Origin of the sequence: Nonomuraea sp. MTCD27, assembly GCF_041950495.1 — a bacterium.
In the GTDB taxonomy this organism is placed as follows: domain Bacteria; phylum Actinomycetota; class Actinomycetes; order Streptosporangiales; family Streptosporangiaceae; genus Nonomuraea.
In genome coordinates, this window is record NZ_JBGNUW010000015.1 from 297,061 (window position 1) to 312,167 (window position 15,107).

13 protein-coding genes are annotated in these 15,107 nt (G+C 71.9%); 6 read left to right on the forward strand and 7 right to left on the reverse strand.

Going from position 1 to position 15,107, the window contains the following annotated elements; all coding sequences use genetic code 11:
* Positions 1-6 precede the first annotated feature (6 nt).
* The 6 genes from ACBJ59_RS38570 to ACBJ59_RS38595 all read left to right on the forward strand — a co-directional run bounded on the left by ACBJ59_RS38570 (position 7) and on the right by ACBJ59_RS38595 (position 6,326).
* On the forward strand, positions 7-1,209 hold the full coding sequence (locus ACBJ59_RS38570; RefSeq protein WP_375115088.1) for a spermidine/putrescine ABC transporter substrate-binding protein: 1,203 nt from the start codon (positions 7-9) through the stop codon (positions 1,207-1,209).
* A 3-nt stretch (positions 1,210-1,212) separates the two neighbouring features.
* A complete protein-coding gene (locus ACBJ59_RS38575; RefSeq protein ID WP_375115089.1) occupies positions 1,213-2,064 on the forward strand; it encodes an ABC transporter permease in 852 nt (283 codons plus the stop codon).
* On the forward strand, positions 2,061-2,846 hold the full coding sequence (locus ACBJ59_RS38580) for an ABC transporter permease (protein ID WP_375115090.1): 786 nt from the start codon (positions 2,061-2,063) through the stop codon (positions 2,844-2,846). Before ACBJ59_RS38575 ends, ACBJ59_RS38580 begins: the two co-directional genes overlap by 4 nt.
* A gap of 171 nt (positions 2,847-3,017) precedes the next feature.
* Positions 3,018-4,412 (forward strand): NAD(P)/FAD-dependent oxidoreductase, encoded by a 1,395-nt coding sequence (locus tag ACBJ59_RS38585; protein ID WP_375115126.1) that lies wholly within the window; start codon positions 3,018-3,020, stop codon positions 4,410-4,412.
* Between the two features lie 15 nt (positions 4,413-4,427).
* Positions 4,428-5,300 (forward strand): alpha/beta hydrolase, encoded by an 873-nt coding sequence (locus ACBJ59_RS38590; protein ID WP_375115091.1) that lies wholly within the window; start codon positions 4,428-4,430, stop codon positions 5,298-5,300.
* A 117-nt stretch (positions 5,301-5,417) separates the two neighbouring features.
* Entirely contained in the window at positions 5,418-6,326 is a 909-nt protein-coding gene (locus ACBJ59_RS38595; RefSeq protein WP_375115092.1) for a serine hydrolase, read from the forward strand.
* A gap of 56 nt (positions 6,327-6,382) precedes the next feature.
* Here the strand turns inward: ACBJ59_RS38595 and ACBJ59_RS38600 are convergent, their stop codons facing one another.
* The 7 genes from ACBJ59_RS38600 to ACBJ59_RS38630 form a co-directional block, all read right to left on the reverse strand.
* Positions 6,383-7,894 carry a DHA2 family efflux MFS transporter permease subunit gene (locus ACBJ59_RS38600; protein ID WP_375115093.1) on the reverse strand — a complete coding sequence of 504 codons (1,512 nt, stop codon included), beginning with the start codon at positions 7,892-7,894 and terminating at the stop codon, positions 6,383-6,385.
* Positions 7,895-7,929: 35 nt separating this feature from the next.
* Positions 7,930-10,758, reverse strand: a complete 2,829-nt coding sequence (locus ACBJ59_RS38605) for a BTAD domain-containing putative transcriptional regulator (protein WP_375115094.1) — start codon at positions 10,756-10,758, stop codon at positions 7,930-7,932.
* A 7-nt stretch (positions 10,759-10,765) separates the two neighbouring features.
* A complete protein-coding gene (locus ACBJ59_RS38610) occupies positions 10,766-11,506 on the reverse strand; it encodes an isocitrate lyase/phosphoenolpyruvate mutase family protein (protein WP_364127046.1) in 741 nt (246 codons plus the stop codon).
* Positions 11,503-12,246 (reverse strand): cytochrome P450, encoded by a 744-nt coding sequence (locus tag ACBJ59_RS38615; RefSeq protein WP_375115095.1) that lies wholly within the window; start codon positions 12,244-12,246, stop codon positions 11,503-11,505. The genes ACBJ59_RS38610 and ACBJ59_RS38615 overlap by 4 nt, the downstream gene beginning before the upstream one ends.
* A 59-nt stretch (positions 12,247-12,305) precedes the next feature.
* A complete protein-coding gene (locus tag ACBJ59_RS38620; protein ID WP_375115096.1) occupies positions 12,306-12,998 on the reverse strand; it encodes a DUF998 domain-containing protein in 693 nt (230 codons plus the stop codon).
* Positions 12,995-14,200, reverse strand: a complete 1,206-nt coding sequence (locus ACBJ59_RS38625; protein WP_375115127.1) for a glycosyltransferase — start codon at positions 14,198-14,200, stop codon at positions 12,995-12,997. Before ACBJ59_RS38625 ends, ACBJ59_RS38620 begins: the two co-directional genes overlap by 4 nt.
* A 71-nt stretch (positions 14,201-14,271) precedes the next feature.
* Positions 14,272-15,072 (reverse strand): DMT family transporter, encoded by an 801-nt coding sequence (locus tag ACBJ59_RS38630; protein WP_375115097.1) that lies wholly within the window; start codon positions 15,070-15,072, stop codon positions 14,272-14,274.
* Positions 15,073-15,107: the final 35 nt, after the last annotated feature.

Consider the following 15,107-nt stretch of genomic DNA (forward strand, 5'->3'; position numbering starts at 1 on the left):
CCCTTCATGCGTGGAATGACCCAGCCCCGTACCCGCCGTGACGTCTTCAGGCTCGCCGGTTTCTCCGCCGCCGGCCTCGCTCTGGCCGCCTGTGGCGTGCAGGGGCAGAAGGCCGCGCCGCCGAAGGCCGACGCCGTCGCCGACTTCTGGGCCAAGCAGAAGCAGAACGGCAAGGTCGTCTTCGCCAACTGGCCCGAGTACATGCCGGAGGACAAGGGGCCGCTGGAGAAGTTCAAGAAGGACACCGGCATCTCCTACGAGTACAAAGAGGTCATCCAGGAGAACGCGGAGTTCTTCGGCAAGGCCGACCCCGTGCTGCGCGCCGGGCAGCCGCTGGGCTACGACATCGTCGTCATGACCAACGGCATCCAGCTCCAGCACATGATCGAGCTCGGCTACGCGGTGACGCTGGACCACTCCAAGCTGCCGAACTTCCAGGCCAACGCCGGGCAGAAGTACAAGGAGCGGTCCTACGACCCGGGGAACAAGTACACGATCCCGTACACGTCCGGGGTGACCGGGATCGCGTACAACACCGACTACGTCAAGGACGACATCACCAGCATCGAGTCGCTGTTCGATCCCAAGTACAAGGGGCGGGTCGGCATGATGGCCGACGCGCAGGAGATCGGCAACTTCGGGATGTTCGCGCTGGGCATCGACCCCGAGAAGTCGACCGAGGCGGACTGGAAGAAGGCCGGGGAGAAGCTCAAGGCGCAGCGTGATGCCGGACTTGTCCGGAAATATTACGATCAGTCGTATATTGATGCCGTGTCCAAGGGTGACGTCTGGCTGACCATGGCCTGGTCCGGCGACGTGTTCCAGCGGCAGCTCGCCGGCGAGCCCGTGAAGTTCGTGGTGCCCGCCGAGGGCGGCACGATCTGGACCGACAACATGCTCATCCCCAAGGGCGCGGCCAACCCGGTGGACGCCCTCATGCTGATGGACTACCTCTACCAGCCGGCCGTGGCCGCCGAGCTGGACGAGTACATCCAGTACGTGACGCCGGTCCCGGCCGTGCAGGACCTGCTGCGGGAGAAGGCCAAGACGGCCAAGGGCGATGACAAGAAGGCCCTGGAGGACATGGTCGACAGCCCGCTCATGTTCCCCACCGAGGCCGACTACGCCAAGCTGCGCAGCTACACCCAGCTCACCACCCAGCAGGAGCAGGTGTTCAACCCGATCTTCCAGTCCATCACCCAGGCATAAGCGATGAGGCGGCTCACCCCCTACCTGTTCGCGTTGCCGGGCTGGATGTGGCTGGCGATCTTCCTGGTCGTGCCCATGGTGGCGATGGCGTCGGTGTCGCTGCAGACCGGCAACGCGATCGACGGCTTCGCCATGACGTTCAGCTTCTCCAACTACAGCGACGCGATCGGCCGCTACAGCACCCAGCTCGCGCGCTCGCTGCTCTACGGCGGGCTCGCGACCGTGGCCATGCTGCTGATCGGGTACCCGGTGGCGTACTGGATCGCCTTCAAGGGCGGCCGGCGCAAGTCCATGTACCTGTTCCTGCTCCTGCTGCCGTTCTTCGTGTCGTTCGTGCTGCGGACGATCTCGTGGAACTTCCTGCTGGCGGACAACGGCATCCTGTTCGGCACGCTGAAGGACTGGGGGGTGCTGCCGGCCGACTTCCACGTGCTGGCCACGACGGTGGCCGTGGTCGGCGGCCTGACGTACAACTTCCTGCCATTCATGATCCTGCCGATCTACGTGTCGCTGGAGCGGGTGGACCCGCGGGTGGTCGAGGCGGCCCAGGACCTGTACGCGACCCGGGCGGCGGCCTTCCGCCGGGTGGTGCTGCCGCTGTCGCTGCCCGGGGTCTTCGCCGGGGTGCTGATGACGTTCGTGCCCGCCACGGCCGACCCGATCAACGCCGCGATCCTGGGCGGGACGGGTAACACGATGATCGGCAACATCATCCAGACCGAATACCTGACCAACCTCCACTACCCGACCGCCTCGGCGCTGTCGTTCACGCTGATGGCGGTGCTGCTGGTGGGGATCTTCATCTACGCCAGGGTGCTCGGGACGGAGAACGTGCTCGAGGCGGCGGCCCGATGAGAGGGACGAGGCTCGGGGACCGCCTGCTGCACATCTACACCTGGGTGATCATCGTCTGGCTGTCGTCGCCGATCGCCGTGATGATCCTGTTCGGCTTCAACGACAAGCAGAGCAAGTCCAACACCACCTGGCAGGGCTTCACGCTGCGCTGGTACACCGAGCTGTTCGACATCTCCGACCTGACCGTGGCGCTGCGCAACTCGCTGGTCATCGCCCTGGTCAGCACGATCATCACGGTCGTGATCGGGACGATGCTGGGCCTGGCGCTCGGCCGGCACCGCTTCCGCGGCAAGGGCGTGACGAACTTCCTGGTCTTCGCCGCCATCTCCACGCCCGAGCTGGTCATGGGCGCGTCGCTGCTGTCGTTGTTCGTCTCGGGCAACGTGCCGCGCGACGCGAACACGATCATCATCTCCCACGTGCTGTTCTCCCTGTCCTTCGTGGTGGTCACGGTGCGGGCGCGGGTCGTCACCCTGGACCCGTCGCTGGAGGAGGCCGCCAAGGACCTGGGGGCGTCGGCCTGGGGCACGTTCCGCCAGGTGACGCTGCCGTCGATCATGCCGGGCGTGATGGCGGGGGCGATGTTGTCGTTCGCCCTGTCCGTCGACGACTACGTGGTGACGAGCTTCGTCAACGGCTCGACCGTCACCTTCCCGCTGTGGATCGTCGGCGCGGTGAAGACCGGCATCCCGCCGCAGGTCAACGTCATGGGTACGCTGATCTTCGGCGTCGGGGTGCTCATCGCGATCGCCAACGCGGTCGCGGCGCGCCGCCGTACCTGAGAGCATTCATCCGGCTTCCCCTCCGCAGGTCGCGGAGGGGTTTTCCACCTGCCCGAGAACCAGTCAAGAACAGGGAGGCGAGATCGGATTCCGGCGGGGGGAACCCGCGCGTGATCACCTATTTGGTCCCGCAATTTCAAAACTCAGACTTTCGTAAGGGAAGTGGGATTTGTGGATCCGCTGAAGGCGCTGGCTGACGCGGAGCGCAAGCCGTACTGGCTGGACAGCCCGGCCAGACCCGAGCCGCGACCGCGGCTCTTCGGAAACACCACCGCCGACCTGGTCGTCGTCGGCGGGGGCTTCTCGGGGCTGTGGACGGCCCTGATGGCCAAGGAGCGCGACCCCTCGCTCGACGTGGTCCTGCTCGAAGGCCGCAGGATCGGCTGGGCGGCCACCGGCCGCAACGGCGGGTTCTGCATGGCGACCCTCACCCACGGCCTGGCCAACGGGCTGGAGCGGTGGCCGGAGGAGATCGACCGGCTGGAACGCATGGGCGTCGAGAACCTCGACGAGATCGAGGCGACGCTGGAGCGCTACGGCGTGGACTGCTCGTTCGAGCGCACCGGCGAGCTGCACGTGGCCACCGAGCCGTGGCAGGTCGAGGGCCTGAGCGAGCACCTCGACCTGATCTCCGACCTGGGGCTCGACTACCTGCCGCTGGATCAGGAGCAGGTGCGGGCCGAGGTGAACTCGCCGACCTACCTGGGCGGGCTCTGGGAGCGCAGCGGGTGCGCCATGCTCGACCCGGCGCGGCTGGCATGGGGCCTGCGCGAGGCGTGCCTGCGCCTCGGGGTGCGCGTCCACGAGCGCAGCCCGGTCCGCTCGATGCACGACGACGGCACGACGATCAGCCTGCGCACGCCGCACGGCGCGGTGGGCGCGCGCCAGGTGGCGCTGGGCACCGGGGTGTTCCCGCCGCTGCTGCGGCGGCTCAAGCACTTCGTGGTCCCGGTGTACGACTACGCGCTGATGACCGAGCCGCTGACCGAGGACCAGCTCGCATCGGTGGGCTGGCGCAACCGGCAGGGAGTGGGCGACTCGGGCAACCAGTTCCACTACTACCGGCTGACCGGCGACAACCGGATCCTGTGGGGCGGCTACGACGCCGTCTACTACAACGGGGGCCTGGTCAAGCCGGAGTACGACCAGCGCGACGAGACGTTCGTCAAGCTCGCGCGGCACTTCTACGACACCTTCCCGCAGCTCGCCGAGGTGCGCTTCACCCACAGGTGGGGCGGCGTGATCGACACCTGCAGCCGGTTCAGCGCCTTCTACGGGCAGGCGCACGGCGGCCGGCTGGCCTACGCCGCCGGCTTCACCGGCATGGGCGTCGGGGCCACCCGGTTCGGCGCGAACGTCATGCTGGACCTGCTGTCGGGCGAGCCCACCGAGCGGACCGAGCTGCGGATGGTGAAGGAGAAGCCGATCCCGTTCCCGCCGGAGCCGGTGCGGTCGGGGGTGATCCAGTTCACCCGCTGGTCGATCGCGCAGGCCGACCAGCACCAGGGCAAGCGCAACCTGTGGCTGCGGGCGCTCGATCGGATGGGGCTCGGGTTCGACTCATAGCGCACACTTGTGCCTATGAGAGTTGAGTTCGTCGCGGACGGCCTCACGCTGGCCGGGGACCTCCGGGTGCCGGCCGGCGCGGGGCCGTGGCCGGGGCTGGTGTTCACGGGGCCGTTCACCGGGGTGCGTGACCAGGTCACGGGCCTGTACGCGGCCCGGCTCGCGGAGCGGGGATACGCCACGCTGGCCTTCGACCATCGCAACTGGGGCGAGTCGGACGGCCAGCCGCGCCGCCACGAGGATCCGCAGGGCAAGCTGCACGACCTGCGGGCGGCGGTGTCGTTCCTGCGGTCGCGATCCGAGGTGGACCCGGAGCGGATCGGGGCCGTCGGGATCTGCCTCGGCGGGGGATACGCACTGAAATTTGCTGCCTTCGAGCCCAGGGTGCGGGTGTTCGCGGGCATCGCGGGGGCGTACAACAACCCCTACGCGATGCGGTCCGGCATGGACTACCAGGCCGCGCTGCGGTCCTTCGCGGAGGTGCAGGAGCGGCGGGACCTCGGCGGGCCGGTCGAATACCTGCCCGCCGTCGCGGAGCGGGGCGAGGCCGCGATGCCGGGCGACGAGCCGTACGCCTACTACGGCACCGAGCGCGGCCTCTCGCCGCTCTGGTCCAACGAGGTGACCAGGGCAAGCGTGCTGGAGCTGCTCACGATGGACAACATGATGGGCAGCGACTTCCTGTCTCCGAAGCCGGCGCTGATCGTGCACGGGGTCGTGGACCGCTTCTGCACGCCCGAGGGGGCCGAGGAGGTGTTCAAGCGGCTCGACCAGCCGAAGAAGATCGTCTGGGTGGACGCCAAGCAGCACATCGACCTCTACGACCGCGAGCCGTACGTCACGCAGGCCGTGGACGCGACCGCCGACTTCCTGGCCGAGCACCTCTGAGCGCGGTCGGCAAGGTCGTGCTGAAGGTCTGACCAGGAAAGCGCCTGGTGCGATGGGCCCGGCCGCCGGTCCGGGCATGATCCGTACGACCCCCGACGACATCTCGGGGGTTTGCGGGTGCGTGCGAAGTGGATGCTCTGGGCAGGGCTGGCACTGGCGACGGCGTGCGGGGCCGAGCGGGCGCCGGTCGTGCCCGTCGCGGTGCGGGCGCCGGTCAAGGTGGCGCGGTGCCTGCTGAAGTTCCCGGACAACCGCGCCGGGAGCGTGGCCCGCGCCCGGCTCGAACGCGACATCGCCCGGTACGTGAGCCGCCGCCCGGGCCGCGTCGTCTACGGCGCGCTGGACCTGGTGACGGGGGCCAGGCTGGGCCACGGTGAGCACGAGCACGACATGATCACCGCGAGCGGGGCCAAGGTGGACATCCTCGCCGCGCTGCTGCTCCAGCGGGACGGCCGCCTCGGCGAGGGCGAGCGGGACCTGGCGGCCCGCATGATCAGGGAGAGCGACAACAGCGCCGCGGACGCGCTGTGGTCGCGCGTCGGGGGTGGCGGGGCCATGAGCTCCTTCTACCGCAGGATCGGGCTGAAGGAGACCACGCCGGGGCCGAGCAAGTTCTGGGGCGGCACCAACACCAGCCCCGCCGACCGGATCCGGCTGCTGAAGGTGCTGGTCAACGGGGGCAAGGGGCTGACCGCGGCCGATCGGGGGATGGTGCTCGGGCTGATGGGGCGGGTGCAGAAGGACCAGGCGTGGGGCGTCAGCGCGGCCGCCCGGCCGGGGGACCGGGTGGCGCTCAAGAACGGGTGGACGCCGCGGCCGTTCATCCACAACACGTGGGCCGTGACCAGCTACGGCCGGGTCGAGGGGCCGGGGCGGGACCTGCTGCTGGCGGTGCAGACGGACCGGCAGCCGGGCGAGGGGACGGGGATCCAGACCATCGAGGGCATCGCCCGCCTCATCGGCGCCCGGCTCGACGGCCTCTCCCCGACGACCACCCGCCCCTGCCCGACGAACCCCATCGCCTGAGCGCCTGTCGCCCGGTAGCCCGATCATCCGATCGCCTGAGCCCCGTCGCCCGAGGCTCAGGAGCGCGCCGCGGTCAGGACCTCCTCCGGGATCTCCTTCGGCACGCCACGCAGCCCCACCAGCGCGAGCACGGTCACCACGGCCAGCAGGCCCGCCGTGACCACCGAGGTCAGGTGCATGCCCGCGAGGAAGGCGTCCTGCGCCGCCCGGACGAGCTGCCCGCCCTGCTCGGCGGGCAGCGCCGCGGCCGTGCTCAGCGCCCCGGCGAGCGACTCCCGCGCGGCCTCACCCGGCACCGCGGCGGGCAGCTCCAGGTTGGCCCGGTAGGCGCTGGTCAGCACCGTGCCCAGGATCGCGATGCCGAGCGCCCCACCCAGCTCGAACGCCGTCTCCGACACCGCCGCGGCGGCCCCCGCCCGCTGCCTCGGCGCGGTGGCCAGCACGTTGTCGTTGTTGACGGTGAAGGCGAACCCGACGCCCATGCCCTGGATCACCATCACGGGCAGCAGCATCAGGTAGTTCAGCTCGGCGCCGAGCGTGGCGTAGTAGAGGAACCCACCGGCGTTCATGGCCATGCCCAGCGCGACCACGCCGTTCCTGCCGATGTGCTGGATGAGCTTCGCGGCCAGGACCCCGCCCACCGCGCCGCTCAGGCCGCCGGGCAGCTGGGCCAGCCCCGCCTGCAGCGGCGACCAGCCGAGCACGAGCTGCAGGTACCAGGCGAACATCAGCATCATCGCCGACATGGCGAAGATCGCCAGCAGGTTCGTCAGGATGGACGCGCTGAACGCCCTGCGCCCGAAGAGCCGCACGTCGATCAGCGGCTCGGCCAGCCGCGTCTGCCGCCACACGAACAACGCCAGCAGCGCGATCCCGGCCGCGCCCGCCCCCAGCACGTCGGCGTGCTCCAGCCCCTTGTGCGCGGCCTCCTTGATCGCGTAGATGGTGGTCACGATGCCGGCGACGGACAGGGCCACGCTGACCAGGTCGATCCGGCCCGCGTGCGGGTTTCTCGACTCGGGCAGCACCGCGATGCCGCCGACGATCACCAGCACCATGATCGGCACGTTGATCAGGAAGACCGAGCCCCACCAGAAGTGGTCGAGCAGCAGGCCGCCGACGACCGGGCCGATGGCGAAGCCGGCCGCGCTCATCCCGCTCCAGATGCCGATGGCGGCGGTCCGCTCGCCGGGTTCGGTGAACACGTTGCGGACGATCGACAGGGTCGAGGGCATGATCGTGGCGGCGGCGACGCCCAGCAGGGCCCTGGCCGCGATCAGCAGCTCGGCGCTCGGCGCGTACGCGGTGACCACCGAGGCGGCGCCGAACGCGGCCGCGCCGATCAGCAGCAGGCGCTTGCGGCCGATGCGGTCGCCCAGGTTGCCCATGGTGACCAGCAGGCCGGCCAGCGCGAAGCCGTACATGTCGCCGATCCACAGCAGCTGCGTGGAGGTCGCGCCGAGATCGGCCACCAGGCTGGGCAGGGCGAGGTGCAACACCGTGAGGTCGAGCGAGAGCAGGAGCGTGGCCAGGCAGGCGATGGCCAGGCAGGACCATTTGTTCTTCATGCCGCCCACTCTCGGGAGGGCGGCTGACGGCGGGCCTACCGTTCGCTGACGGCCCGGCTGACCTCCGCCAGCGCGGCCGTGATGCGGGCGCGGGTCTCCTCGGTGCTGTACCAGCCGACGGGGCACGTCTCGCGGGCCAGCGTGAGGAGCTCGTGCGCCTCGTCCAGGTCGCCGCGGGCCAGCGCCACCTCGCCCAGGCCGAGGTAGGCCCAGGCCAGGTTCTCCGTCGAGCCGTTCCTGCGCGCCAGCTCGGCCGCGCGCTCGTAGTCGGCCCGCGCGCCCTCCGTGTCGTCCAGGTGGATCAGCGCGTCGCCCCTGCGGCACAGGCCCTCGGCGATCTCCGTGTTCGCCCCGAGCTCGCGGGCCAGCGCGAGCGCCTCGTTGGTCAGCGCGTGCGCGGCCCGGTAGTCGCCCTGCATCTGGCGCAGGGAGCCGAGCCCGGACAGGATCAGCACCATGCCCCACCGCTCCCCGATGGCCTTGAACGCCGCCAGGCTCGACTCGAACTGGGCCACCGCCTCGTCGAGCCGGCCGATGACCTGCAGGACGAACGCCTGCCCGCCGAAGGCCAGCGCCTTCTGCCAGGGCGGCAGATCTCGCACCCGCTTGTGCTTGAGCAGCTCGTACGTCATCTCGAAGTCCGCGGGCGGCCCGGTGAACATCGACAGCAGCATCATGAGGAACTCCACCCGCGCCGGCAGGTAATCGATCGGCAGCAGGTGCCGCACCTCGTCCAGCCGCGCGCGCAGGAGCTCGTCCAGCCCTCCGGTCCACGCCGAGACGAGCACGCACATGACGTACTCCTCGTCGAGCGCCGGAAAGCGGGTGTCGCCGAGCGCGGCCAGCAGCCCGGTGGCCAAGTTCGCGCTGGTGACGCGGTGGCCGCGCATCCACCAGTAGCAGGCGCTGTGCGCCAGCAGCCGCAGCCCCAGCTCGAACCGCTCCGTCTCGGTCGCCCAGCGCACGGCCGCGTCGAGCTCGCCGCTCTCCTCGTCCAGCCGGGCCAGCCACTCCAGCTGGTCGGCGGTGCGCAGCTTCGGGTCGGCCGTGAGCAGCAGGTCGAGGTAGTACGCGGCGTGCGCGTCGCGGAGCGTGTCCCCTTCGCCCGACTCCATCAGCCGCTCCGCGCAGAACGCCCGGATCGTCTCCAGCATCCGGAACCGGCCGTCCACGAACTCCACCAGCGACTTCTCCGCCAGCGAGAACAGCAGCTCCTCCGGCAGCCCGCACACCCGCTCGGCCGCCTCGGCCCGTGCGCCGCCCGCGAACGCGGTCAGCCGCCGGGCCATCCGCTGCTCGTCCTCGTCCAGCAGGTCCCAGCTCCACGCGACGACCGCGCGCAGCGTCTGGTGCCGCGGCAACGCCGTACGGCTGCCTCGGGTCAGCAGCCGGAACCGGTCGTCGAGCCGGGCCGCGACGTCGGACACCGGCAGCGTCCGCAGCCGCGCCGCCGCCAGCTCGATCGCCAGCGGCAGCCCGTCGAGCGCCCGGCAGATGCGTACGACCTGCGCGCCGTTCCCCGCGTCCACGGCGAAACCCGGCCGGACGGCGGCGGCACGGTCGGCGAACAGCCGCACCGCCGGGTAGTCCAGCGGGTTGACCGTCTCCGGCGGCGGCAGCCGCAGCGGCGCCACGGGCAGGATGGACTCGCCCGTGATGCCCAGCGCCTCCCGCCCGGTCACCAGCACGCGCAGCCCCGGGCACGTGGCCAGCAGGTGGTCGGTCAGCTCGGCGGTGGCCGCGACGAGATGCTCGCAGTTGTCCAGGACCAGCAGCAGCTCACGCCCGGCCAGCGCGGTGACCAGCCTGGTCACGGGGTCCAGGGTGGGCCGGTCGGGGGCGTGCAGGAAGGCGTCGCGGATGTCGAGCGCGGCCAGCACGGCGTGCGGCACGCCCTCCGCGTCGGAGACGGGCGCGAGCGGCACGAAGCACACGTCGCCCGGCGCCCGGGCGGACGCCTCGATCGCCAGCCGCGTCTTGCCCGCCCCGCCCGGCCCGATCAGCGTGACGAGCCTGTTGTCCCGGAGCCGGTCGCCCAGCCGGGCGAGCTCCTCGGTCCGGCCCACGAAGCTGGTGAGCTGGGCCCGCAGCCCCTGCCGGGAGCGTTGCCCGGACGCCGGGGGTGGCGGGGCCCCGAGCGCCGGGTCGGCCCTGAGCACGGCCAGGTGCGCGGCGGCCAGCTCGGCTCCCGGCTCGACGCCCAGCTCCTCGTCCAGCAGCTTCCTGGCCTCGTCGTAGACGGCCAGCGCCTCGGCCTGGCGGCCGCTGCCGTACAGGGCGCGCATGAGCTGGGCGCGCAGCCGCTCGCGCAGCGGGTGGGCGGCGATGAGCCCGCGCAGCTCGGCCACCAGATCGCGGTGCCGGCCCAGGTCGAGGTCGGCCTGCACGCGGTCCTCCGTGGCGGTCAGGCGCAGCTCCTCCAGGGCCGCCGCGGCGGCCTCGGCGTGCGGGGCGTCGGCCAGCGGCGCGCCCCGCCACAGCTCCAGCGCCTCGCGCAGCAGCGTCGCCGCCCGCCCCGGTTCGCCGCCGGCCAGCGCCTGCCGGCCCTCCCGGGCCAGGAGCTCGAACCTGCGCGCGTCCACGTCCCGGGGATCGGCGACCAGCCGGTATCCGGCCGGATGGAACTCCACCAGGTCCCGGCCCAGCGCCCGGCGCAGCCGGGACACCTGTGACTGCAGCGCGTTGGCCACGCCCTCGGGGGGCCTGGGGCCGTACATGCCGTCCACGAGCTGCTCCGCGCCGACGATGCGGCCGGCGTGCAGGGCGAGCAGCGTGAGCAGGGCACGCACCCGCGGGCCGCCGAGCGTGACCGGCTCGCCGTCCTCGCCCAGCGCGGTGGTGGGCCCGAGGATCTGGAAGCGCATGCCTCGATTATCGCGGCAAGCTATCGGCGATCTCGGCATATGTCGGCATCCGTGGTGCGGGCTCGTCCCGGACCGCCAGCACCGTCGCGAGCGCCGCCCGCAGCGAGGCCCGGTAGAGCAGCGACCCGGTGCTCACCCGGGCCACGCCGGCCTCGGCGAGCCGTGCCAGCGAGGGGCCGCCCGGCTGGTAGAGCACGTTGAGCGGCAGCGGCGTGCTCGCGGCCACCTCCGCGATCTCGTCCGGGTCGCTCAGCCCGGGCACGAAGATCCCGTCGGCGTGGCCGTAGGCGCGCACCCGCTCGCGCGTGTCGCCGGTCCGCAGCCAGCACGTGTCCGTACGCGCGTTGACGAACACCCCGTGTCCCCTGGCGGCCTCGATGATCCGCTGGTGCAGCCCGATCGGGCGCAGCGTGCCGTCCGGGCGGCCGTCCTCCAGGTTGACGCCCGCGACCCCGAGCGCGGCCAGGCCCGCGACCAGGTCGGACACCTCGGCCGGGTCGTCGCTGAACCCGCCCTCGACGTCCACGGTCACCAGCACGCCCAGGCCGCTGATGGCCTCGGCCAGCTCGATCGTCTCGGCCCTGGTGGCGCCGGCCGCGTCCGGCCTGCCGTGCACGGCGGCCACGCCGAGGCTGGTCGTGCCGATCGCCGGGAACCCGTGCGCGGCCAGGAACGCGGCCGAGCCGTAGTCCCACGCGTTGGGCAGCACCAGCGGGTCGCCGGGGCGGTGCAGATCGTGGAAGTTCACGTGAGCAGGCCCTCCAGCACCCCGGCGGCCAGCGCGAGCGCGTGGGCGGGCGCGGGACAGGGGCGTACGCCGTGGCCGAAGGTCAGGTGCGGCGTCCGGCCGCGCGCCGGGTCGAACCGCTCCGGCTCGGCGAACACGTCGCCGTCCCGGTTGACGGCCACCAGGTCGATCGTCACCTCGTCGCCGGTGAGCTGATCCAGCCTGCGGGTGGCCTTGAGCGGCGGGTTCCCTCTGAGCGTCTCGTGCAGCAGCGCGTCGATGTCGTCGCCGGGGCGGGCCCGCTCCAGGGCGTTCTCGACGAGGCCCTCCGTGGCGGCGTGCGCCTGCAGCAACAGCGTGATCGTGGGGAGGCCGGTCCGCTCCAGCAGCTCGGCGACGGCGGCGTCGGCCCGCGGGCTCTCCTCGCCCGACAGGTAGCCGGCCGCGGCGGCGGGCACGGCGCGGGTGTCCTCGACCCCGAGCGCGGCGCCGAGCACCGCCGTGGGGACTCCGCGCCAGTCTCCGCCGCGTCGCCTGGTCATGGTTTCGGCCTCCGCGCGCAGTGCGCCGGGGTCGACCTGGTCCAGCAGCTCGACCAGCTCGCGGCGCCGCCCGGCGTGCGTCTCGCCGGTGCTGAACCGCGACACCCGGGCGCGCAGCCAGGCCAGCGTCCCCTGCGCGCCGTCCTGGCGTACGGGAGGCGGCACGTACCTGGGGTCGGCGAGGACCGCCACTGCTTCGGCATGACGTGTGATGAGCATGGGTTCACGCTAGGACGAGGTCCTTTCGGCGGCGGTCGAAGTGTTCCGGCGGTAAGTCGTCAGGCGGCGAGCCGCTCCTGCTGCCCGGGGTGCTCCGGCCGCCGTTCCGCCTCGGCCGGCTCCGCCGGGGCCACCTCGGTGCGTACGCCGCTCCGGCCCGCGGCGATGGCCAGTGCCATGGCCGTGAGCAAAACCATCTCGGCCAGCACCACGGCGCGCTCCAGCAGCCCGTAGTAGGCGCCGCCGTTGATCAGTGTCGAGGTGATGGTGGCCGGATGGGCCGCCAGGTAGATCGCCAGCGTCACCGCGGAGGCCACGCTCATGGCGCGCACCGCGTTCCACCGGGGCGCCGCCGCGCGGCCCCGGGCCAGCACCCAGCCGGCGACCGGCAGCGAGGTGAAGACGACCGCCGCCGACCAGCGGTGGATCTCGCCGGACAGCGAGCCCACCTGCGAGGTGCCGGGGTCGGTGGGGAAGATCGCGCTCATCATCAGCCCGGCCGCTCCGGCGATCAGCAGCACCCTGGTGGGCGCGGTGCGCGCCGGGTCGGTGGCCGCCAGGCCGTAGGCGAGACTCAGGCACGCCCCCGCGAGTGCCAGCATCCCGACCAGCACGGGCATCAGCCCGCCGGAGACCAGCGCGTAGTCGCTGAGCAGAACCTGCGTGGGCAGCGCGACCTGCGCGTACGCGAGCGCGCCCGCGGACACCGCCGTGCCGATCACGGTGCCCCAGACACTCTGGCCTGGCGTCATTGAGCCACCTCATCGTAGATCCGCTCGAACCGGGCGAGCGACGACTGGTCGTCGTGGGTGAGCGCCAGCTCCCTGCTGGCCTTGCCGAGCCTGACCCGCAGGTCCTCGTCGGTGAGGATGGTCGTCAGGTGCCGGGCCAGGCCGACCACGTCGCCCGGTTCGTACAGGTAGCCGTTCTCGTCCACCAGGTGCGGCAGCGCCATCGCATCGGCGGCCACCACGGGCAGCCCCGAGGCCATGGCCTCCAGCGTGGCGATGCTCTGCAGCTCGGCGACGCCGGGCATGGCGAACACGTCGGCGGCGGCGAACGCCTGCGGCATGTTCTCGTCGGGGACGAAGCCGAGGAGGAACACCCGCTCGCTCACGCCGATGCGCTTGGCCAGCCGCTCCAGCTCGCCCCGCTGGTTGCCCTTGCCGACCAGCGCCACCTGCGCGTCGGTCTCGTTGAGGACGAGCGGCAGCGCGCGGATCAGCTCGTCCAGGCGCTTCTCCTCGTCGAGGCGGCCGACGAACAGGGCCGTGGGCCGGTCGGGCAGGTCGAACATCTTGCGCGCCCACGCCTTGGGCTCGGCGTGCGGGTGGAACCTGGTCAGGTCGATCCCGCAGGACACCGGCTCGACCTCGCGCGCGAACCCCTGGTCGGCCAGCAGCTTGGCGGCCAGCGGGGTGGGCGTGGTGATGTGGTCGGCCCGGCTGAAGATCCGGCTGAAGTCGCGCCAGGCGAGCTGTCCCGCCTTCGTCCGCAGGCGGTCGGGGATGTGGGCGAACTGGAAGAGGTTGTCGGGCATGAAGTGGTTGGTCGCCACGATCGGCACGCCGGCCCGGCGGGCGGCGGCGATGGCGGCCCGGCCGACCACGAAGTGGCCCTGGGTGTGCAGCACGTCGGGCTTGATGGAGGCGACCAGCCGGTCGAGCCGCGTCGGCACCGTGACCCGCATGGTCGGGTGGACCACCAGCGGCGCCGAGCGCAGCCGGTGCACGACGACGCCGTCCACCACGTCGGCGCTGGCCGGGCCCTGGTCCGACTGGCAGACCACGTGCACCTCGTTGCCGCGCGCGGCCAGGCCCGTGGCCAGGCGGTGGGTGAAATAGGCGGCGCCGTTCACGTCGGGGGGATAGGTGTCGGACGAGATCAGGATCCGGCGGGGACGTTCGGGGGCGGGTGAGAGGGAGGCGACGTCGGGGACGGTGTGGAGGGGCATGGCCATTTCGGTGAACTCCGATTTCGCAGCGGCTTGGGGAGAGCCGGAAGGAAGGGACAGGAAGGGGAACATCAATGGGCCTCCAGCGGGCTGGTCCGCGCCAGGGCCACGGTGCCCGCCGCGGTCAGCAGGGCCGCCATGACCGGCAGGATCCCGGTCGGCAGCGGCTCGCCCAGCAGCAGCGCGCCGAACGCCACCGCGGTGAGCGGGTCGGCGATCTGCAGCGAGGCGAAGGAGACGCCGAAGTGCCCGACGGCGTAGGCCCGCTGGAGCATCATCAGCGCCAGCAGGGCCGGGATCGGCAGCGCCAGCAGGTACCACCAGTTCCAGGCGCCGTCGACCAGCACCCGCATGAGAGTGGCGGTGGCGCCGTACAGCACGCCGGAGCTGGTCGCCAGCAGGGCCGCCCGCCAGGCGGGCGAGGCGGCCTTCGAGCCGGCCCACAGCAGCACCGCCGCCACCCCGGACACCCCCAGCAGCGTGAGCACGCCGTCGGGGCTGAGGTAGGTGGGACCGTCGGACTCGGGGACCAGCAGCACCAGGCCGATCAGCCCGGCCGCCACCACCCCCGCCGCCGCCAGCTCCTTGCGCTCCGGCCTGCGGCCGTGCAGCGTGGCGGCCAGGGGCAGCGCGAACAGCAGGCTCGCCACGCCCATGGGTTGGACGATGGTCAGCGGGCCGAGTCCGAGCGCGACGATGTGCAGGCCACCACCCGCCAGGATGGACACGCCGCCGAGCAGCCAGCGCGGCCTCCGCAGCAGCGCGAGCAGCCCCGGCTTGGCGGTGCCGACCGCCTCGAACTGTTGCAGGGCGGCCCCGAGCGCGAAGAACAGCGAACCGACCAGGGCGATCACCGCGGCCAGCACAGTCATGCGCACTCCTTTCAGACGGATAGTTGCCAGGCAGG